The sequence below is a fragment of the Roseateles sp. genome, assembly GCF_036486225.1.
Lineage (GTDB): Bacteria > Pseudomonadota > Gammaproteobacteria > Burkholderiales > Burkholderiaceae_C > Roseateles.
In genome coordinates this window covers 1-18,485 of sequence record NZ_DASVNZ010000021.1, presented here as the reverse complement: position 1 = coordinate 18,485, position 18,485 = coordinate 1, and the positions used below count along the sequence as shown (strand labels likewise).

At 66.2% G+C, this 18,485-nt stretch carries 21 protein-coding genes and 1 other RNA gene; 8 read left to right on the top strand and 14 right to left on the bottom strand.

Features of this window, described 5'->3' with window-relative positions; all coding sequences use genetic code 11:
* The 3 genes from VF536_RS01970 to VF536_RS01960 all read right to left on the bottom strand — a co-directional run.
* Window positions 1-505, bottom strand: a 505-nt coding sequence (locus VF536_RS01970) for a TolC family protein (RefSeq protein WP_331613102.1), incomplete at its 3' end; no start/stop codon positions are given.
* A gap of 68 nt (window positions 506-573) precedes the next feature.
* Entirely contained in the window at window positions 574-2,217 is a 1,644-nt protein-coding gene (locus VF536_RS01965) for a DHA2 family efflux MFS transporter permease subunit (protein WP_331613101.1), read from the bottom strand.
* The gene (locus VF536_RS01960) at window positions 2,214-3,455 is read right to left on the bottom strand and encodes an HlyD family secretion protein (RefSeq protein WP_331613100.1); all 1,242 of its coding nucleotides are present in this window, start codon (window positions 3,453-3,455) and stop codon (window positions 2,214-2,216) included. The genes VF536_RS01965 and VF536_RS01960 overlap by 4 nt, the downstream gene beginning before the upstream one ends.
* A 215-nt stretch (window positions 3,456-3,670) precedes the next feature.
* Between VF536_RS01960 and VF536_RS01955 the strand changes: the two genes are divergently transcribed.
* On the top strand, window positions 3,671-4,174 hold the full coding sequence (locus tag VF536_RS01955) for a helix-turn-helix domain-containing protein (RefSeq protein ID WP_331613099.1): 504 nt from the start codon (window positions 3,671-3,673) through the stop codon (window positions 4,172-4,174).
* A 43-nt stretch (window positions 4,175-4,217) separates the two neighbouring features.
* Here the strand turns inward: VF536_RS01955 and VF536_RS01950 are convergent, their stop codons facing one another.
* Together VF536_RS01950 and VF536_RS01945 are read right to left on the bottom strand one after the other, a co-directional pair.
* Entirely contained in the window at window positions 4,218-4,847 is a 630-nt protein-coding gene (locus tag VF536_RS01950) for a LysE family translocator (protein ID WP_331613098.1), read from the bottom strand.
* A gap of 127 nt (window positions 4,848-4,974) precedes the next feature.
* On the bottom strand, window positions 4,975-5,781 hold the full coding sequence (locus VF536_RS01945; protein ID WP_331613097.1) for an AraC family transcriptional regulator: 807 nt from the start codon (window positions 5,779-5,781) through the stop codon (window positions 4,975-4,977).
* 85 nt (window positions 5,782-5,866) lie between these two features.
* Between VF536_RS01945 and VF536_RS01940 the strand changes: the two genes are divergently transcribed.
* On the top strand, window positions 5,867-6,250 hold the full coding sequence (locus VF536_RS01940) for a hypothetical protein (RefSeq protein ID WP_331613096.1): 384 nt from the start codon (window positions 5,867-5,869) through the stop codon (window positions 6,248-6,250).
* A gap of 15 nt (window positions 6,251-6,265) precedes the next feature.
* Here the strand turns inward: VF536_RS01940 and VF536_RS01935 are convergent, their stop codons facing one another.
* The 6 genes from VF536_RS01935 to ffs all read right to left on the bottom strand — a co-directional run bounded on the left by VF536_RS01935 (window position 6,266) and on the right by ffs (window position 11,252).
* Complete coding sequence (locus VF536_RS01935) at window positions 6,266-6,706, bottom strand: DUF1810 domain-containing protein (protein ID WP_414710257.1); 441 nt, start codon at window positions 6,704-6,706, stop codon at window positions 6,266-6,268.
* A gap of 12 nt (window positions 6,707-6,718) precedes the next feature.
* Complete coding sequence (locus VF536_RS01930; protein WP_331613095.1) at window positions 6,719-7,912, bottom strand: NAD(P)/FAD-dependent oxidoreductase; 1,194 nt, start codon at window positions 7,910-7,912, stop codon at window positions 6,719-6,721.
* A 425-nt stretch (window positions 7,913-8,337) separates the two neighbouring features.
* Window positions 8,338-9,273, bottom strand: coding sequence for a hypothetical protein (locus VF536_RS01925; protein WP_331613094.1), 936 nt, complete (start codon window positions 9,271-9,273; stop codon window positions 8,338-8,340).
* A gap of 3 nt (window positions 9,274-9,276) precedes the next feature.
* Window positions 9,277-9,822: a hypothetical protein gene (locus VF536_RS01920; protein ID WP_331613093.1), complete on the bottom strand. Its 546-nt coding sequence runs from the start codon at window positions 9,820-9,822 to the stop codon at window positions 9,277-9,279.
* A 707-nt stretch (window positions 9,823-10,529) separates the two neighbouring features.
* Window positions 10,530-10,796 (bottom strand): transposase, encoded by a 267-nt coding sequence (locus tag VF536_RS01910; RefSeq protein WP_414710256.1) that lies wholly within the window; start codon window positions 10,794-10,796, stop codon window positions 10,530-10,532.
* Between the two features lie 358 nt (window positions 10,797-11,154).
* Window positions 11,155-11,252: signal recognition particle sRNA small type (ffs, locus tag VF536_RS01905), an RNA gene on the bottom strand.
* A 292-nt stretch (window positions 11,253-11,544) separates the two neighbouring features.
* Between ffs and VF536_RS01900 the strand changes: the two genes are divergently transcribed.
* Window positions 11,545-11,967 carry a hypothetical protein gene (locus VF536_RS01900; RefSeq protein ID WP_331613092.1) on the top strand — a complete coding sequence of 141 codons (423 nt, stop codon included), beginning with the start codon at window positions 11,545-11,547 and terminating at the stop codon, window positions 11,965-11,967.
* 4 nt (window positions 11,968-11,971) lie between these two features.
* On the top strand, window positions 11,972-12,883 hold the full coding sequence (locus tag VF536_RS01895; RefSeq protein WP_331613091.1) for an alpha/beta hydrolase: 912 nt from the start codon (window positions 11,972-11,974) through the stop codon (window positions 12,881-12,883).
* Here the strand turns inward: VF536_RS01895 and VF536_RS01890 are convergent.
* Window positions 12,873-13,658, bottom strand: a complete 786-nt coding sequence (locus tag VF536_RS01890) for a class I SAM-dependent methyltransferase (RefSeq protein WP_331613090.1) — start codon at window positions 13,656-13,658, stop codon at window positions 12,873-12,875. The genes VF536_RS01895 and VF536_RS01890 overlap by 11 nt on opposite strands.
* Before the next feature lie 73 nt (window positions 13,659-13,731).
* Window positions 13,732-14,109, bottom strand: a complete 378-nt coding sequence (locus tag VF536_RS01885) for a SirB2 family protein (protein ID WP_331613089.1) — start codon at window positions 14,107-14,109, stop codon at window positions 13,732-13,734.
* A gap of 205 nt (window positions 14,110-14,314) precedes the next feature.
* Between VF536_RS01885 and VF536_RS01880 the strand changes: the two genes are divergently transcribed.
* The 3 genes from VF536_RS01880 (at window position 14,315) to VF536_RS01870 (ending at window position 15,996) form a co-directional block, all read left to right on the top strand.
* Window positions 14,315-14,827: a hypothetical protein gene (locus tag VF536_RS01880; protein ID WP_331613088.1), complete on the top strand. Its 513-nt coding sequence runs from the start codon at window positions 14,315-14,317 to the stop codon at window positions 14,825-14,827.
* Between the two features lie 163 nt (window positions 14,828-14,990).
* On the top strand, window positions 14,991-15,593 hold the full coding sequence (locus tag VF536_RS01875) for a hypothetical protein (RefSeq protein ID WP_331613087.1): 603 nt from the start codon (window positions 14,991-14,993) through the stop codon (window positions 15,591-15,593).
* A gap of 4 nt (window positions 15,594-15,597) precedes the next feature.
* A complete protein-coding gene (locus tag VF536_RS01870; protein WP_331613086.1) occupies window positions 15,598-15,996 on the top strand; it encodes a hypothetical protein in 399 nt (132 codons plus the stop codon).
* A gap of 59 nt (window positions 15,997-16,055) precedes the next feature.
* Here VF536_RS01870 and VF536_RS01865 read toward each other — a convergent pair whose 3' ends face one another.
* Complete coding sequence (locus VF536_RS01865; protein WP_331613085.1) at window positions 16,056-17,180, bottom strand: AIR synthase-related protein; 1,125 nt, start codon at window positions 17,178-17,180, stop codon at window positions 16,056-16,058.
* Between the two features lie 119 nt (window positions 17,181-17,299).
* Here VF536_RS01865 and dnaX point away from each other — a divergent pair.
* Window positions 17,300-18,485, top strand: a 1,186-nt coding sequence (gene dnaX, locus VF536_RS01860) for a DNA polymerase III subunit gamma/tau (RefSeq protein ID WP_331613084.1), incomplete at its 3' end; no start/stop codon positions are given.

Below are 18,485 nucleotides of genomic sequence, written 5' to 3'. Positions count from 1 at the left end.
CGGCCTCGCCCTGGCGCAAGCCGCCGGCGAGGTCGGCTTCCCAGCTTGCGCCCACGCCCAGCGATTGCACGGTCTGGTTGCGGTCGTAGCCGGGGAAGCCGCGCGCCAGCGAGCCTTCCGGGCTCTTCAGCGATTGGCGTTGCGTGAGCACCTGACCCTGCACCGAGCCTTGCGGCAGGCGCAGCGCGCCGGCGCCCTGAGCCGCGGCGCGCGCCTGCTCGACACGCGCCAGCGCGACGGCGAGATCCAGGTTCTGATCGAGCGCGCGCTGCACGATGGCGGTCAGCGACGGATCGTTGAAGTCCTGCCACCAGCTGCCGAGCGTGGCCGGCGCCGTGCCGTCCTGATGCTGCGCGATCAGGGTCTGGCCGGCGAAGCGCTCGTCGAGCGCGCGCGGGCGTTCGCCCGGCCCGGGCATCTGGGCGCAGGCGGCGAGGAAGGCCGCGAGCGCGAGGGGGGCGAGCCGCATCAGCGGACGGAGGGAAGCGGACGGCAGGAGCGTCATGGCGGGTCTCCTAGGGATTCAAAGGGTGAGCGACAAGCGAAGGCGGCGGGTCGTGGGCATCGACGTGCTCAATGCGCGTCGGCGGAGGGCGCGGCCGGGGGTGCGATCTTGCGCAGCATCGGCACGAACACCAGCGCGACGACGAAGCAGCCCATCACGATCAGGAAGGCGTCGGCGAAGGTCATCGTCAGCGCCTCGCGGTAGGTCAGCGACCAGAGCTGGCGCAGCGCGGCGGTGGCGGCGTCGCTCGACGGCATCGCGGCGGACAGCGATGCACCGGTCGACGCTAGCAGCTGGTTCATCGATTCGTTGCTGGTATTGAGGTGTTCGGCCAGGCGCTGGAAGTGCAGGTTGGTGCGGTCGTTGAGGATGGTCGCGCAGGCCGCGATGCCGATGGCGCCGCCGAGGTTGCGCATCAGGTTGAACAGGCCCGAGGCCAGCTTCAGCCGCGCGGGCGGCAGCGCGCCGAGCGCCAGCGTCACCACCGGCGGCACGCAGAGCTGCTGGCCCATGCCGCGCAACGCCTGCGGCAGCAGCAGCTGGTGTGAGCCCCAGTCATGCGTGATCGGCGCGAACTCCCACATCGAGATCGCGAAGAGCGAGAGCCCGGCGAAGAGGATCCAGCGCAGGTCGAAGCGGCTGGCGAGGAAGGCGTACAGCGGGATGGACATCACCTGGAACACGCCGGTCGAGAACACGGCCAGACCGATGTCGAGCGCGCTGTAGCCGCGCACGCGGCCGAGGAACAGCGGCGTCAGGTAGATGGTGGCGAAGATGCCGATGCCGGTGATGAACGAGAACAGGCTGCCCAGCGCGAAGTTGCGCTCCTTGAGCGCGCGCAGGTCGACGATGGGATGCGCGTGGGTCAGGCTGCGGGCGATGAAGGCGATGCCCGTCACGCCGGCGACCCAGGCGGTGGTCACGATGGTCGAGTCGCTGAACCAGTTCCAGCGCGGACCTTCCTCCATCGTGTATTCCAGGCAGCCGAGGAACACCGCGAGCAGCACCATCGACAGGTAGTCGGCGCCCTTGAGCAGCGAGAAGTTGGGTTTGTCGACGCGCACCATCATCGGCACGACGATCGTGACGACGAGGCCCGGCAGCAGGTTGATGTAGAACAGCCACTGCCAGGACAGCACGTCGGTGATGTAGCCGCCGACGACCGGACCGAGCGTCGGCGCCAGCGACGCGATCGCGCCGATGGTGGAGGCGGCGATCACCCGCTGCTTGCCACTGAAGTACATGAACGCGGTGGTGAAGACCATCGGGATCATGGAGCCGCCCATGAAGCCCTGCAGCGCGCGGAACGCGATCATGCTCTGGATGTTCCAGGCCAGGCCGCACAGCAGGCTGGTCAGCGTGAAGCCCAGCGCCGAGACCGCGAACAGCCAGCGCGTGGACATCACGCTCGCGAGCCAGCCCGAGAGCGGGATCACGATGATCTCGGCGATCAGGTAGCTGGTCTGCACCCAGGTGGTGTCGTCGGCGCCGGCCGAGAGGCCGCCGCCGATGTCGCGCAGCGAGGCCGACACGATCTGGATGTCCAGCAGCGCGATGAACATGCCGACGCACATCGTCGCGAAGGCCAGCACCTTGTCGCGGGTCGTCAACTGGTCGATGGGGATGACGATGTCGGACCAGAAGGGCGGGCGCTTGCGCGTCGGGACGGCCGGCGGCACCCCGCCGTCCGCCGGGGCGAGGGCGGCACTCATTGCACGCTCGCCGTTGCTGTGGCCGTTGCTTTGGCGGTTCCCATGGTCGCCGTGGCGGCGCCGCGGGGCGCCTCCGCGCTGGCACTCCTGGTGCCGGCGCCGGCGTGGTTGGTGTCGACCTCGACGACGACGGACAGGCCGGGGCGCAGCCGGCCGAGGCGGTCGTCGGCGGGATCGAGCTGGATGCGCACCGGCACGCGCTGGACGATCTTGGTGAAGTTGCCGGTGGCGTTCTCGGCGGGCAGCACGCTGAACTGCGAGCCGGTCGCCGGCGCCAGGCTGCCCAGCGTGCCGTGCAGCACGACGCCGGGCCACGCGTCGGCGCGGATGCTGACCGGCTGGCCGGTCGTCATGCGGGCGAGCTGGTCTTCCTTGAAGTTCGCGTCCACCCACAGGCCCTGCGCCGGAACCACCGACAGCAGCGGCGTGCCGACGCCGACGTAGGTGCCGAGTCTTGCCTTGCGGTTGCCGACGTAGCCGTCGCGCGGCGCGCGCAGCTCGGTGTAGCCGAGGTTGAGCTGGGCGATGTCGCGCTCGGCGCGGGCCTGGTCGAGCGCTGCCTGCGCCTGGCGCTTCTGCGTGGCGATGACGTCGAGCTGGCGCTCAGCGGCTTGCTGTTCGGCGCGGGCGCGGGCGGAGCCGGCCTGCGCGGTCTTGAAGTTCGCCTCGGCGCGCTGGCTGCTTTCCACCGACACCGCCGCGCGGCCGACGAGGTCCTTGTAGCGCGCGAAGTCGTCGCGGGCGCGTTGCTCCTCGGCCAAGGCGGCGTCGATGCCGGCGCGGGCCTTGGCGATCACCGCCTGCTGCAGCGCGGCGGAGGCGCCGAGGTTGGCGATGGCGGCGTCCTGCGCCTCGACCGCGCCGATGGCGCGTTGCAGGGCGGCCTGGTAGTCGCGGCTGTCGATGCGGGCGAGCAGGTCGCCGGCGCGAACGAACTGGTTGTCGGTGACCGGCAGTTCGGTGATGTAGCCGGTGACCTTGGCGCCGATCACGGTCACGTCGCCGCCCACATAGGCGTCGTCAGTCTCTTCATGGAAGCGGCCGACCGTCCACCAGTGCGCGCCGTACGCGCCGACCCCGAGCACGACGGCGGTCAGCACCGCCCACTTCAGCGAGGCGCGGCCGAGGGAACGGCGCGGCGACGTGTTCGATGGCGTGACAGAGGGCGTGGCGGCAGGTGCCGCGGCGGTGGTGGCGGCGGGGGCGGCAGGGGAGGCGGAAGGCGTTGAATCGGTCATGGAAGGACTCCGGCATCGAGGACCCGCCGGTTGGCGAGCGATGGAGCGGACTATAGGAACGTCACTTGCATCATGGAAGTGACTAGGCGCGGAATGCACTGTTGCAGATTCGTCAACTAACTTCCATGATGAAAGTCAGTGAGAATCCCGTGACGGCCGAACCGCCGTCGCGCCGATCGGGTGCGGCGGCCCCGCCACTCACAAGGAGAGTTCCGATGCGTCGCACGAGCTTTGAAGACATGGCCTGCCCCCTCGCGCGGGCGACGGACATGCTGGGCGACAGCTGGAGCGTGCTGATCCTGCGCGAAGTGTTCTACGGACACCACCGCTTCGACGAGTTCGTGACGGAGCTGGGCATCGCGTCCAACACGCTGACGCGCCGGCTGGCGGAGCTGGTCGAGCGGGAGCTGCTGGAGAAACGGCTCTACAGCGACAAGCCGCCGCGTTACGAGTACGTGCTGACGCCCAAGGGCCGCGACCTGCGGCCGGTGATGCTGGCGCTGCTGACCTGGGGCAACAAGCACGCGCCGCTGAAGAACAAGCCGGTGCGCCTGATCGACACCGAGACCGGTGAGCCGGTGGAGCTCAAGCTCATCGACGCCCGCACCGGCAAGGCGATCGGGCCGCAGCACAAGGTGGAGCGGCGATCAGGGCAGCCGAAGAAGGTGGAGCTGTTCGACTTCGACGGCGTGGTGCCGACGGCAGGCGAAGTCGCCTAGGCGCCGCCGCTGCGCTGGAGCGCGTCGACTTCAGCGCTGGACTTCAGCGCTGTACCAGTGCGAGCTTCACGCCCAGCCCCACGAAGGCGGCCGCGAAGCCGCGGCGCATCCAGCGCAGCACTGGCGGCCGCGTGAGCACCCGGTCGCGCATCGCAGCGGCGAAGACGCCGTAGACCGCGAACACGGCGAAGGTCATCGCCATGAAGACGAGGGAGAGCTCGATCATCAGCGGCGTCGGATGCGGGTCGTCGCGGGCGATGAACTGCGGCAGGAAGGCGAGGAAGAAGATCGACAGCTTCGGATTGAGCAGGTTCACGAGGGCCGCGTGGGTCACGACCTCGCGCGGGGAGCGCTGCGGGCCGTCGGCGTTGACGGCGAGCGGACCACGCTCCTTCAGCGACATCCAGGCCATGTAGAGCAGGTAGACGACGCCGACGTATTTCACCGCGTCGAAGGCGACGGCGCTGGCGTGCAGCAGGGCGGCCAGACCGGTGATCGCGGCCAGCATGTGCGGGACGATGCCGATCGTGCAGCCGAGGGCGGCGTGGATCGAGGCGCGGGCGCCGCCCGACAGGCCGGCGGCGAGGGTGACCAGCGCGCCGGTGCCGGGCGAGGCGACGACGATCAGTGAGGTGATCAGGAACTCGGGATTCGAGAGCGAGGAGAAGGGCACGACGGACCTCGGTGCGATGAAGGCGGGGAGGTGATCGTCGAGGCGCGCCGGCGGCGCGTCTTGGATGAAATTGCAGGCGAGGCCGTCTGCCCGTCGTCCTCGACGCCGTTGGGTCAGCCTTGCGGATTCAGCGAAGCGCGGCGGCGTAGGCGCCTGGCGCGATGCCGAAGCAGCGGACGAAATGGCGTGTCAGATGGCTCTGATCGAAGAAGCCGCTGGCGGCGGAGGCGTCCGCGAGCGGCGTGCCGAGCGCGATCAAGCGGCGCGCGTGCTGCAGACGGCGCTGCACGAGGTAGGCGTGAGGCGGCAGGCCGGTCGCGCGGGTGAAGCCGCGCAGGAACTGGAAGCGGCTCAGGCCGGCCTCACGCGCGAGGTCCGCCAGGCTGACAGGCGCGGTGAGGTCGTCGTCGAGGCGTGAGCGGGCGAAGGCGATGCCTGCGGGGATCGCGGGGAGGTCCGCTGCGCGCGGTTGGAGCAGCGACTGCAGGAGCAGGATCAACGCGTCGTCGACGTGGAGCGTGTCGGTGGCATCGGCCGGCGTGGCCGCCATCGCCCGGAAGAGCGCTTCGAAGCGACCGGCGATGCGGTCGTCGTGCAGCGTCGGGAGGTGGAACTCGACGTCCCCGGTGCTGCGGCCTTCGGCGATGTCGGCGACAAGGCCGCCGACCACGTTCGGCGAGAGGTACAGCATGCGCCAGGCGCGGCCATGGTCGCCGAGCGGCAGGCCATCATGGACTTCCCCCGGATTGACCGTGATGACGTCGCCGGCGACCGACTGGACCATGCCGCGGCCGCTCGCGGTCTTCTGCGCGCCGCGATCGATGCGGCCGATGCCGAATTCATCGTGGATGTGGCGCGGGAACGCCTTCGCGCTGTCGGCGCTGACGATGTCGATGCCCGGGAGCGGGCAGGGCAGGCGGGTGAAGGCGGGCATGGCGCTGCGCAGAAGATGCAGCGACTCTAGCAAGGCCTGGCCACGCATAATCCCGCGTCCTTGACGCCCTCCGGTTTTTGCGCCCATGCCGACCTCGCTTCGCATCGCCAACATCGTGCAGCTCGTGCTCTTCGGGCTGATGCTCATCGCCAATGCGGTGCTGGCGATGTCGGCGGACGGGGAACTCGTCGGTGTCATGACCTTGCTGCCGGCGGGCCTGGCCCTCGCTGCCGGTCGGGCGGATTCGCGGCGTCTCGCGAGTTGGGCGGCGCTGGTCGTGAACACCGTGTGGGCGCTTCTGCTGGGCTACATCGTGGTGATCGTCTTGACGATGTCGCCGATGAAGCTGTTTGCGGTGCCAGTCTTTGCCTTGGTGCTGCTGGCGTTGTGGAACGTGGCGGTCGCCTGGATCCGGCTGTTCCCGTCGGATGACTCGGCGCAGACGCCGACGGCGGACTCGACGCCCTGAACACGCGCTCGCCGGCTAGGCGAGCAGATCCAGCGTGCGCGGATCCGGCTGGCCGCCGAAGTAGCGATCCAGCGCTTCGATGAACACGGCTTCGTCGCCCGACGCCTTCGCGAAGAGCGTCAGCGACGAGCGGAACTTCATCGCGTCCACGACGCCCAGGATCTGCTCGGCGGTCTGGTTCCGGTGGGTGTTCATCAACGCCACGCATTCGCGCAGACGCGGGCCGAGAACCTCGTGGTCGAGATAGGCGATCGCCTCGTCCAGCGACTCGATCCCGTAGAACTGCGCCGTGCTGCTCACGCCCAGCCCGCGCAGCTGGGGAAAGAAATACCACATCCAATGGCTGAGCTTGCGGCCGCGTTTCAGTTCGGCGAGTACGTCGCCGACCTGAGGAGCTTGAGCGTCGAGGAAACGTTGGAGGTCGTACGGCGAGGGCATGGCGTTGGCGACCTCCATGGCGCAGTGAGTTCAGGTTTCCGGCTCGATCGTTGGAAGCGCTGCGCTCGACTGTCCCGGCGAGAACAGCGCCACGACGCTTCGCGGTGCATCTTCGCCGAAGAACTGCTGGTGATTCCTCGCCGTCTGTTCAGCGTACTGCCGACTCCGTGGGAACAACTCGCGCTCGTAGGCAGCCAACGCCGCGTCGATGTCTCCAGGATGGTCGAGCAGAGCAAGCCCGAGTTCGGCGCCATCCAGCAGGGCGAGATTCGCGCCTTCGCCCGCGAACGGCGACATCAGGTGGGCCGCGTCACCGACGAGCGTGACGCCCGGGACCCGATCCCACCGGTGATCGACGGGAAGCGCATGAATGGGCCGGACGATGGGGGGCGTGTCGCTGTCGGTGATCAAGGCCCGGAGTTCCGGAGCCCAGCCCTCGAATTCTTCAGCCAGGCGGCTCAGGGCTGTCGCCGGAGAAGTGAAGTCGATCGCGCCGATCCAGGCCTCGGGCCTGTTGAGCGCGACGTAGGTGCTGAGCGCGCCATCCGCATAACGATGCGCCAGGATCCCCTTGCCGGGCTCGACGGCCATCAACGTGCCGCTGCCGATGGCATCGGCGCTCGCCCGGTGTTCCCCGTTGCCGTCCAACAGCCGGGTCTCCACGAACGTCGTGCCGACGTAGGTCGGCTTCGCCGATGACACCAGCGGACGAACCTTCGACCAGGCCCCGTCAGCACCAACCAGGAGATCCGTCGTGACGGTCGTGTCGTCCGCAAAGCGCAGCCGATGCTGACCGTCGGAAAGCGGCTCGACTTGCACGAGCTTGGCGCCCCAACGAATGGCGTCGGCTGGCAGGGACTCGATCAGCAGCCGGCGCAACGCACCGCGATCGACTTCCGGCTTGGCGGTCTCGATCGAACCGGGCTTGTCGAAGAGGACACGGCCGGCCCGGTCGACGACCCGCTTGGCGTCCTCGCCCGGCAGCGCGAGGGCGAGAAACTCGTCGTGGAGGCCGGCAGCCTTCAGACCGATCTGGCCGTTGTACTCGTGGATGTCGAGCAGGCCGCCTTGCGAGCGAGCCTGGGGCGAAGCCTCGGCCTCGAAGACCGTCGCGGCAATGCCGTTGACGTGCAGGACTCGAGCGAGCGTCAAGCCGCCGAGTCCGGCGCCAATGATGGCGATGCGGATGTTCTTGAAGGGGGAGTTGTCGCGGGAGGAGGTCATGGCGCGTTCCTATGTCCGCGAGCCAGCGCGGGAAACGCGCTCGCTCGCAAAGTCCGACAGGTGTCGGGGGGAACCGCTGGCCAACCTTGCTTGCGATGCGGGGTGACTTGTGCGCGGCTGTGAGACTCGTCGTCGTGCGAGCGCCAGCCGTTTTTCGCGATCGTGAGGCTCCAATATTGCACGCTGCAATGAGGCGGTTCAACGGTGCGCGGGTGGGAACCGATGCCCACAAACGAAAAAACCGCCTCCCGGCGGTTTTCACTTGAATGAGGTTGACGAGCCTTACCCGCCCCGATGGACGGCGAGAACCTAGTGTTCATCGGTGTGGTCGATGAGGTGGATGTATCGGTACACAGTCCGGGTCCGCAGTGGAACACTGTAGCAGTTTCACCGTCCACTGAGTTTTCCCACGTGGATTCGTAAACCTACAGTCCCAGCGCGGATAGGTTCCTGCTCGCGATCGCCTTGGCAACTAGTTCAGCCTGTCGCTGCACGATTTCCTTTTCCGACTCATTTAAGCCATTCAATGCGTAAGCTTCAAGAGAGCCGGGGCAGACGCCTGTCGAAGTGCAAATTGTCATATAAGCAACAGACTCGGGCCCGCACGAATAACCCAATTTGCACTGGGTAATCAAAATGGCTGAATCAATATGGCGAATGTCTTTCAATTCGTCTGCCAACGAAGTCGGATTTGAGACGCTTGCGTGTTCAATCCATCCACCCAATGCAGGCGCTAGCCAGAGCAGGTTGTCGGTTGGGTTGGTTTCCAAAGCGCTCCTCAACATATCTTTTGCAATTCCGACCCGTTGCCCGCCTGGTTCTCGACCTAGCTCGCCTTCCGCCGGATTTATCGGGAACTCTGCTTTCTTAATATCTGCGGACAACTCCCTCTGCTGCTGCAAAAGGTCTGCAGGGGACACTCCCGAGAAGGCTTGGCAACTGCGAGAAAACTTTTCCCTGACGCGAGCCAACTCCGCAGCGTACTGTCCGCCATCTCGACGGCTAGCGGCTTCTAAGTATGGCTTTTTCATTGCGTATGGGAGGCAGATATTTAGCGCCTCACGCGCGAGAAACTTCAATTGCGAAGAATTTGATTGAAGGCCCCGGGTGTATACGCCGTAGAGGCTGTCTGCTGCCCCCCAATAGTCCTTTGGAGTGATTGCCAAAATATCTTCGGGTTTTGATGCCCCTCGTGCTGGGGGTGCAACTTTATCGGGAGCGGAAACGCCTAGCGGAGTTCTCGTCTCGGGAGAAGGTAACGCTTGTTCAATCGTTTCAGAAATGGGATCCTGTGACCATACGTACGCGCTTCCTATCAAGACCAGTGCGACGCCTCCGATAAGTGCTAGACGTTTCTTCATTGCTTACTTACAGGTCTTCGAACCGTAGTGGGTATATGACATAGTGCCGGTCACCACGTACCGCCCTTCGGTAACCACGACGCCGGAGTCCCCCGTATCTGGCCAGGACGTTTCCCAATAACCCATCTTTACGTTGTGAACATAGGGTTGTTGGAAACATGCATCGCGCGACATCATTCGCTCCTCGGCAAGATCAGCCTGCGACCGAATCGCCGGAGCAGTCGCAGACGAGCGCTGTGTCCACTTCGTCCATTGACAAGAGACTGTCCCTGTCGGAGAACATTGTGATGCAGCCTCAAAATCGTATACCGTTCCATCAGCGAAGATGATGCGGACCATATCACCTTTTTTTATCTTCGCGACTCCAATGTTAAGAAAGAATCGCGCGATATTGCCGCTCGGAATATTCTGCTCGTATATGTCGGCCTGAATGCTTGTGGCCCGTGCGTCATATAGGCTCATCATGAATGGCCCCCAGGTTTTTGCAATTGCAATAGCTGCGAGGGCGGCAAGTGCGAATCCAAATAATAGCTTCTTCGCCTGATTCATGTTGGCTCCAATAGTGGAGCTTAAGAGTAAGCGTCACGCCGATGTTAAGACTACGTAAAAACGATTCCCTCTAATGGGGGCTTTTGATTTTATGAAGCGACTTTCGAAAAAATCTGAAGATGCTCTCGTAATGTATCGGAATAAAGATCATAAATCGGACATAAAAGGTCTCGCCTAGATGTTGTCCGAGAAATGCCAACATATGTTCCGGCACTTTGCAAGTATTGTCGTAATTGTTTTTTAGGACAGGCGTCAGCGGTCAGTCGACTTCGATGCGTAGCGCTTCGCGATTGAACTCGTCGATGACGTTGAACGTCCTGAAGCGCGGTCCTGACCAGAGCGCGTCGGCCGAGAAATCGCAGCTCCAGCGCTTCGCGCGGGCGGTCCAAGGGCCGATTGATGCGCGCCGGCAATCGTTTCTTGCCGCGCCTGGGCAGATTGAGCTTGAGATCACAGTACACACGCCACATCACGTCTTGCCCTAGGGCTTGCCTTGATGGCGAGCGCTGTCGTAGATCAGACCGAAGCCATACTGCGTGTTGACCGCAAGGTGCCGTTCGAGGAACTCGATCACCCGGAATCGTCGCGAGCCACGGCCCTTTAGCGCAACGTGGATCTTGCGATCCCGCTGGCTCGATAGGCTTGACGTTGGCTTAAGCCATGGTCCGCCATCAGCGCTTGCACGACCCGCTCGCGACGCTCCGCGGTCAGAGCTTTCGCTCGATGACATCCTTGAGCGCGCTGTGCATCAGCGCCAGCTCCGCGTACATGCGCTTGAGCTGCGCGTTCTCGTCCTGCAGCTCCCGCAATTGCGCCAGGCTCGGCACGTTCATGCCGGCGAACGGGCTCTTCCACTTGTAGTACGTCGGCTCGCTGATGCCGTGCTTACGGCACTTCTCGCCAACCTTGCCGCCAGGCTCGACCTCCCTGAGGATCGCAACGATCTGGCTGTCAGTGAATCTGGATTTCTTCATGCAGAGGCTCCATGGGGTTGGATTCTCTACTTTTGGTTGGATCAAGATTTCGAGGCGGCTTCACCTCGCACAAGAGACGGTATTCACCGATCACAAACTTGACGGCCATTTAGATCCCCGCAGTTACGGGCTCGACGCGGCTGCGATTCATTCCCAGTTCCTCCAATGCGCCGAGCTACTTCTTGAGCGGCATTGTCCGCCTCGGCACGAGGAAGTAGTGGCGCCCATCTTGGCCTGGTCGACGGTCCTGAGCGATGACCAGATCGTCGCCTAGCGTGGCTCCCTTCCTGGCCGGGTGCCACGTCTTGCACGCCCACAAACGAAAAAACCGCCTCCCGGCGGTTTTCACTTGAATGAGGTTGACGAGCCTTACCCTCGGCACTGGTCACAACGGTTAGGGCTGCTTGGTTCCCCATCTGACCCGGTTGGCCGCGCTTCCATGCGAGGAGGCCCGTCACTTCGCATTCTATCCGAGCTTTCGAGGGGCTCCGGCCAAGTCGCCCCGATCGCAGCCCAGTGCGCTCCTCGGCGTGCGACCCGCGTCCGAACAACGCCGGCCCGGCATCGACTCAAGCCCGGCGCCTGTGGTTAAATCCGTTCCGGACCTTGCGGGCGCCAGCCCTCCTGTGCCATCGCCGATTTACCAACTACTTGCGGGCGATCAACAAATGCGGCTAAAGCGTTGCGGCTCCGACTGCCCCCGGGCCGGCAAACGCCGGTGATCTCTGTGGGCTCTCGGAGTTTTTTCATGTCCGCTCGTCTGGCCCAGTTCGACTCGCTGCTGTCCCGCCGCCGCGCCGCCCGTGCCACTGGCACCTCGCCCGCCCAGCCCCCGCGCACCCTGCGCGACCCCTGGGGCGAACCGGTCGCCGAGTTCTCCCGCTTTCCCTCCGACCTCGAACTGCTCAAGGCCGCGCATCGCCTCCAGGCCGACGACTGGATCGGCGCGCTCGCCGAGGACGGTCAGTCCCATCGCCTGAATGCCGCCTGGCGGCTCGCGCTGCTGCGCGCCGATCGCCACGGCCGCGCCCGCGTCTCCCGGCAGGTCGGCCCGCAGTGGCTCAGCACGCCCTTGATCGCGCGACCCGGCGAGCGCCCCGCGGCCCTGCGCCGCGAACTCCACGCCGCCGCCGTCCATCAACTCTGGCTGGCCGGCTGGAAGCTGGTCTGATCGGATGCCGATGAGACGGCTGGCGCGGATCCTCCTCGTGATCGCCGCGCTCGCCGTCCTCGGCGCTGGGGCGCTCTGGCTCGCCGGCCGGGAACTCGCCGCTCCGGCTTTCCGCGCGATCGGCGCGCCGCCGCCCGTGCTGCAGGCGCGACAGATCCAGCTGGTGACGACCTCCGACGTGCTTGTGTCGGGGTGGTGGAGCCCCGGTCGCCCCGGCCTCGGCGCCGTCCTGCTGCTGCACGGCGTGCGCGGCGATCGCCGTCAGATGCTGCAACGCGCGCAACTGCTGCATCGGCAGGGTCGCGGCGCGTTGCTGATCGACCTGCCCGGTCACGGCGAGAGCGGCGGCACCGCCATCACCTTCGGCTGGCGCGAGTCGGAAGCCGTCGTCGCCGCGCTCGAGTTCCTCGCCAAGGAGGTGCCCTGCGAGCGCCGCGCGGTCATCGGCGTGTCGCTGGGCGCCGCGTCGACCGTGCTCGCGCGTGGCCGTCCGCGCATCGACGCCGTGGTGCTGGAGTCGATGTACCCGACCATCGAGGACGCGGTCGCCGACCGGCTCAAGCTGCACCTCGGCGAGTGGGCCGGCGGCCTGTCGCCGCTGCTGCTGTCGCAGTTGCCACTCCAGCTCGACATCACCGCGCAGCAGCTGCGCCCGATCGATCACATCGCCGAGCTGCACGCGCCGCTGCTGGTGATCTCCGGCAGCAATGACCGCCACACCCCGGCCGCGGAAACGCAGCGGCTCTTCGCCGCCGCCGCCGAACCCAAGTCCTTGTGGATGGTCCCGGGCGCCGGCCACGTGGACCTGTTCGACTTCGCGCCCGAGGACTACACGAGGCGGGTGTCCGCCTTCCTGGCGAGTCGCCTGGAGAGCCCCACCTGCATCCCCGACGTGGCGGCGTCGTTCACGCCGTGACGAGCCGTTCCGCGAGCCAGGCCTCGGTGGCGTAAGGGAAGGCGATCGTCGGCTCGCGCAGTTCCGCATAGCGGGCCTTCAGCGCGCGCAGGCGGTCCGCGACGAGCGCCTGTTCCGCCTCCGGCAGCGCCGCGATGAAGCTCACCGACAGGATGCGGTCCAGCACCACCTGCTCGAACGATCCCACATGGCTGTGAGGGAGCACCGTCCGCTGCAGCGGCCCGAAGAGCGTCTGTCCCTCGAAGGGCTGCTTCCACGTGCCCTTGTAGAAACGCGGCGCATCACCCTCGTAGGGGGTGACGATCTCGGTGATCTCGGCGACCCAGTCGCGCGATTCGTCCCGGACGTTCCAGATCAGCCCGAGCCGCCCGCCCGGGCGCAGCACGCGATGCATCTCGCGCAGCGCTTGTCCATTCGCGAACCAGTGGAAGGCCTGGGCGCAGACGAGCACGTCGGCGTCGCCGTCGGCCAGCGGGATGGCCTCCGCAGTGCCCGCGAGCGCCCGCACGCCGGGCAGGCTTTCCGACAGCCGCGCGCGCATCGCGTCGACCGGCTCGACCGCCGTCACCGTCGCGCCGGTGCGCGCCAGCAGCTTGGTGAACTTGCCGGTGCCTGCGCCGAGGTCGACGACCCGCGCGCCGGCCCGCAATCCGAGCGCCTCGTCCAGCCAGCCGGTGAGGGCCTCGGGGTACTCGGGCCGGCCGCGCTGGTAGTTGTCGGAGGCGCTGGTGTAGCCGCGCTGGGCGGCGTCGTGGATGGGGGTGTTCGAAGGCATCGGACGATCCTACGCCTGGCCCGAGGGATGCGCGTCAAGCCCACGTCACCGGCGCGATCGCCGTCGAGTCGCATCAGAACCCGAGCAAGATCTGGCGCGTCACGGAGACGGCCATCACGTACGCCAGCGCGACCAGCGCCAGCACGTAGCCGAGGAGGCGGAACTCCCCGCGCCCGAAGGCCCAGTGCCCCGTCGCGAAGTAGATCCCGAGCGCGATGAACTTCGCCGTCATCCAGGTCTCGTAGCGCGGGTCGAGGTGCAGTGCCCCCCACAGGCTGAGCCCGGACACGACGATCAGCACGTGGCTGCTGAACACCAGCGTGCGCAGCCGCTCGTCCGTCACCCAGGCGGCGCCGAACTGATGCGCCAGCCCGCGGACCAGGAACAGCCCGATGCTGCACCACGCCAGCAGCGCATGCATCTTGACCATCGGGCTGTAGAACCAATCCATGACCGGGGAGCTTCGTCACCCGGCGGGGGGATGTCAACCTGGGGAACGCGAGGCGGGCAGGGCGCCCGGCGATCCCCCCGATTTCCCTCCGAGGAGGGCCCTCTCCGCATCCCCCGCCGCCCACAACTTTGAGTCATGGCAGAACGCGTTGCGGTTTCGAGAATGAAGGCATTGCATCGACGTGGTGTCGATGACTGGAGCAACGATGACGATGTCGGATCAACTGGGTGAGGCTCAAGGCGCTGCAGACGGAGCGCGCGAACCCTGGGCATGGGAGCGGCCGGAGCCGGTCTGGGTGCACAGCAAGAGCAGGCCGCCTTATCGCTTCCATCCCTGGCGGAACCTGTGCGCTCCCGACGAATGGCCCTTCGATCTTGAGGTGCTGAGGGGAACAGAGGATTACGGCGACATCCTCGACTGGTTCGCGCGCAAGTACCCCGTCCATGGCCGGAGGCAATGGGATGAGGTCGATGCGGCCTTGGAGGACTTCTTCCCGCAGCGAGAGATCAGCGTGCACGCCTATGAAGATCCCGAGGAAAGTCCTCGGAAGTTGATCTTTCACATCTGGGGATCTAGCCGCGACGCGGTGAGCGCGTGCGCCGAGATGGACGCCTTCTTTGCGAAGGTGCGCAAGACCCCGGAGCTGGTCTCGATCCGTCCGTGGTTCAGTATCGATTGCCGGCCGGGTGCTTTCGAGCATCGTCATCTGGCGGCTTGAGGTGAGCCATGGCCGCGTTTTCGACAGCAAGGAACGCATGGCGGGAATGTGTTGATGACCTTGATCGCGGTTCCGTTCAGACCTGACCCTTGAGTGGACGTGGGGATTGCGCCCCTCAGAAGAGGGCCCTCTCCGCATCCCCCGCCGCCCACAACTTTGAGTCATGGCAGAACGCGCGTCGATTTCGAGAATGAGCGCATGGCATCGACGTGGGTCGGTGACGGAAAGGCAAGCAGCGATGTTGAATCGAGTCGAGTTTGAAGAGGCGACGCAGCCCATGGCGCCTGTGGCGACCGAGGTGGGTACTCCGTGGCCGGAGCCCAAAGGGGTTTGGGTCTACAGCAAGGGGCGGGCACCGTACATGTTCCTGCCCTGGGCGAGTCCGTGTTCGCCGAATGAGTGGCCGTACAACCTCGAAGCCCTGCGTGGCACGGAGGACTTTGAGGACATCCTTGCATGGCACTGCGGGAAGTATTCCGACGTGACTCGCGAGGATCTGAATCTGTACCTGGAGCTGTTGCTCCAGTACGTTGGAGATCGCCAGATCAGTGTCCAGATCCATCACGACATCGATACTCAAGACCGTTATCCATGGTTCACCGTCTGGGGGTTCGATCGGAACGATGCGGACGAGGACGACGACCGAATGTTGAGCTTCAAGCGAGCGCGCAATGCGGTTCCCGCGCTTGATCATCTGTTCTGCCGCGTCGGCGTGTCGATGGAATGGTGTGCCTTCGAGGACCGGCACGTGTCGGATCGGGAGTGATGCGATGCAGAAACAGCTTTTCAATCCTGAAGAGGTGCTGCAGGTCGCCGCGCACTTGTCGACCCAAGGAGGCGAAGCCAATGACCGCAGCGCGATCTCGCGCGCTTATTACGGTGTATTCCTCATGGCTCGCAACGTCGCTGGCATCGAAGACGAGACCTCTCGGTCGCATCGCATCACGCGGGCGCACTACGTTGAACTCGGCGAGAAAGACATCGCCGATGATCTTTGGACACTTCGAGATGAAAGGAATCGGGCGGACTACGAGACGCGCATCCGCGTGACCCCGGCAAGGTGTCTGCAGGCCATGGCGATCTCCCGACGCCTCCGTTTGGCGTTGAAGGTGATTGCGGGACGCGCCAACTATCGGGCACTGGTTTCGACAGATGTCGTGACGAGTTGAAGCCCCGGAAACAACGAAGGGCGCCGCAGCGCCCTTCATCCCTTCAGACCTGACCCCGCTCAGCGCAGCTGCAGATCGTCATCCCCGAAGCGGATGTCCAGCGGCTCGATCAGCAGCTGCTTCTCGCCGTCCTCGACGCGGCCCGCGTCCCACGCGTCGATGCCGCAGGCCTTGGCGATCTCCACCACCTTCGCCGCCTGGTCCGCCTTCACGAAGATCGCGAAACCGGCGCCCATGTTCAGCGTCGAATAGGCCTCGCGGTCGTCCTGCTGCGCGTGGTCCTGGATGAACTTCAGCACAGGCGTCACCGGCGGCACCGTGTGGATGCGGTAGGTGAACTTGCCCGGGTGCCGCAGCAGCTTGCGCCAGCCGTGGCCCGTGATGTTGGCGCAGTAGTGCGGCGTGATGCCGGCCTTGTACAGCGCCTCGGTCACCGGCGAGTACAGCGCCGTCGGCGCCAGCAGCGCATCGCCGTAGGTCAGCCCCGGTTGCACTTCCGTCAGGTAGCCCTGCGGCAGGCGCTCCGTCAGCTTGCGCGCCAGGCTCAGGCCGTTGGCGTGGATGCCCGACGAGGCCAGCAGCACGATCGCGTCGCCCGCGCCCAGCTTGTCGCCGACCGACAGGCGTTCCTTCGGATTGATCAGGCCGGTGCAGGACGCGGCCAGGTCGATGCGGCCGCCTTCGACGATGCCGGCCAGCGCTGGCGTCTCGCCGCCGCCCCAGGCGACCTGGCAGACGTCGCAGGCCTTCTTCCAGCCCGCCACCAGCGCCTGCGCGCGCTGCGCGTCGCCGAACCAGTCCGAGCCGCCCGCGGCCCAGTAGGCCTGCACCACCAGCGGCGTCGCGCCAACCGTGATCAGGTCGTTCACCGCCATCGCGATCGTGTCCTGCGCGATGCCGTCGTAATAGCTCTTGCCGGTCAGCGTGGCCATCTCGTCGGCTACCAGCGTCTTGGTGCCCAGGCACTCGACGATGGACGCGATGTAGAACGGACCCACGTCGACGACGTACGCCGACTCGCCGCGCGAGGCCTTCACCTCGGTGAAGCCGTGGGCGCTCAGGTGGCCGGCGGTCGCGGCCGCGGCGCGCTGGGCGCTGATCTTCAGCGGGTCGATCAGGTCGTAGTTGACGCCGGCCTGTTCGTAGCTCAGCGTGCCGGAGGAGGGATCGTGCGGGGTGCTCATGGGCGCGGATTATCCGTCAGCGCTGACTGACTACCGGAAGGCCTCTCCTGACAAACCCGGACGCGCCCCGCCCGCGGGCCGTCCGGCGGGGGGAGACCGCCCCCGTAGAATGCCTCGCCATGAGCTACCAGGTCCTCGCACGCAAGTACCGCTCCCGCACGTTCGAGGAGCTGATGGGTCAGGAACACGTCGTCCAGGCCCTGGCCAACGCGCTGACGCAGCAGCGCCTGCACCACGCCTACCTGTTCACCGGCACGCGGGGCGTCGGCAAGACCTCGGTGTCGCGGATCCTGGCCAAGTCGCTGAACTGCGTCGGCCCGGACGGCACCGGCGGCATCACCGCCCAGCCCTGCAATGTCTGCGACGCCTGCCGCGACATCGACGCCGGCCGCTTCGTCGACTACGTCGAGCTGGACGCCGCCTCCAACCGCGGCGTGGAGGAGATCTCCCAGCTGCTGGACCAGGCGGTCTACAAGCCGGTCATCGGGCGCTTCAAGGTCTACATGATCGACGAAGTGCACATGCTCTCGAACACCGCCTTCAACGCGATGCTGAAGACGCTGGAGGAGCCGCCCGAGTACCTGAAGTTCGTGCTGGCGACCACCGATCCGCAGAAGGTGCCGGTGACGGTGCTGTCGCGCTGCCTGCAGTTCAACCTGCGCCCGATGGCGCCGCAGACGGTGCTGGAGCATCTGACGCGCGTGCTGTCCAACGAGAGCGTTCCGAACGAAGCCGGCGCGTTGCGCCTGCTGGCGCGCGCCGCGCGCGGCTCGATGCGCGACGCGCTGTCGCTGACCGACCAGGCCATCGCCTTCGGCTCGGGCGAGCTCAAGGAAGCCGGCGTGCGCCAGATGCTGGGCAGCGTCGATCGCGGCCACGTGCTGGGCATCCTGAACGCGCTGATCGCGGGCGACGGCGCCGCGCTGGTCGGCGCGTCGGACCGCCTGCGCGACATGGGCCTGTCGGCGGGCGGTACGCTCGAAGATCTGGCGGTCGCGCTGCAGCATCTGGCGGTCGCCCAGGCGGCGCCGGGTGCGCTCGATGCGGGCGATCCCGATCTCGCCGAGTTGCTGCCGCTGGCCGGCCAGTTGCCGGCCGACGAGGTCCAGCTGATGTACAGCATGGCGCTGCACGGGCGCCAGGAACTGCCGCTGGCGCCCGACGAATACGCCGGCCTGACGATGGTGCTGCTGCGCATGATGGCGTTCCGGCCGATCGGGCAGGGCGCGCGCCAGCCGTCGGTGCCGGAAGGGGCTGCGCGCACCGCGCCGGCGCCCGCCGTGAATGCCGCGAGCGTCGCGCCGG

What these genes read in the sequence shown, in the direction of transcription:
- VF536_RS01965 (WP_331613101.1), bottom strand. Translation starts at nt 2,217, where the DNA reads ATGAGTGCCGCCCTCGCCCCGGCGGACGGCGGGGTGCCGCCGGCCGTC.
- VF536_RS01960 (WP_331613100.1), bottom strand. Translation starts at nt 3,455, where the DNA reads ATGACCGATTCAACGCCTTCCGCCTCCCCTGCCGCCCCCGCCGCCACC.
- VF536_RS01955 (WP_331613099.1), top strand. Translation starts at nt 3,671, where the DNA reads ATGCGTCGCACGAGCTTTGAAGACATGGCCTGCCCCCTCGCGCGGGCG.
- VF536_RS01945 (WP_331613097.1), bottom strand. Translation starts at nt 5,781, where the DNA reads ATGCCCGCCTTCACCCGCCTGCCCTGCCCGCTCCCGGGCATCGACATC.
- VF536_RS01940 (WP_331613096.1), top strand. Translation starts at nt 5,867, where the DNA reads ATGCCGACCTCGCTTCGCATCGCCAACATCGTGCAGCTCGTGCTCTTC.
- VF536_RS01935 (WP_414710257.1), bottom strand. Translation starts at nt 6,706, where the DNA reads ATGGAGGTCGCCAACGCCATGCCCTCGCCGTACGACCTCCAACGTTTC.
- VF536_RS01930 (WP_331613095.1), bottom strand. Translation starts at nt 7,912, where the DNA reads ATGACCTCCTCCCGCGACAACTCCCCCTTCAAGAACATCCGCATCGCC.
- VF536_RS01925 (WP_331613094.1), bottom strand. Translation starts at nt 9,273, where the DNA reads ATGAAGAAACGTCTAGCACTTATCGGAGGCGTCGCACTGGTCTTGATA.
- VF536_RS01920 (WP_331613093.1), bottom strand. Translation starts at nt 9,822, where the DNA reads ATGAATCAGGCGAAGAAGCTATTATTTGGATTCGCACTTGCCGCCCTC.
- VF536_RS01910 (WP_414710256.1), bottom strand. Translation starts at nt 10,796, where the DNA reads ATGAAGAAATCCAGATTCACTGACAGCCAGATCGTTGCGATCCTCAGG.
- VF536_RS01900 (WP_331613092.1), top strand. Translation starts at nt 11,545, where the DNA reads ATGTCCGCTCGTCTGGCCCAGTTCGACTCGCTGCTGTCCCGCCGCCGC.
- VF536_RS01895 (WP_331613091.1), top strand. Translation starts at nt 11,972, where the DNA reads ATGCCGATGAGACGGCTGGCGCGGATCCTCCTCGTGATCGCCGCGCTC.
- VF536_RS01890 (WP_331613090.1), bottom strand. Translation starts at nt 13,658, where the DNA reads ATGCCTTCGAACACCCCCATCCACGACGCCGCCCAGCGCGGCTACACC.
- VF536_RS01885 (WP_331613089.1), bottom strand. Translation starts at nt 14,109, where the DNA reads ATGGATTGGTTCTACAGCCCGATGGTCAAGATGCATGCGCTGCTGGCG.
- VF536_RS01880 (WP_331613088.1), top strand. Translation starts at nt 14,315, where the DNA reads ATGACGATGTCGGATCAACTGGGTGAGGCTCAAGGCGCTGCAGACGGA.
- VF536_RS01875 (WP_331613087.1), top strand. Translation starts at nt 14,991, where the DNA reads ATGGCAGAACGCGCGTCGATTTCGAGAATGAGCGCATGGCATCGACGT.
- VF536_RS01870 (WP_331613086.1), top strand. Translation starts at nt 15,598, where the DNA reads ATGCAGAAACAGCTTTTCAATCCTGAAGAGGTGCTGCAGGTCGCCGCG.
- VF536_RS01865 (WP_331613085.1), bottom strand. Translation starts at nt 17,180, where the DNA reads ATGAGCACCCCGCACGATCCCTCCTCCGGCACGCTGAGCTACGAACAG.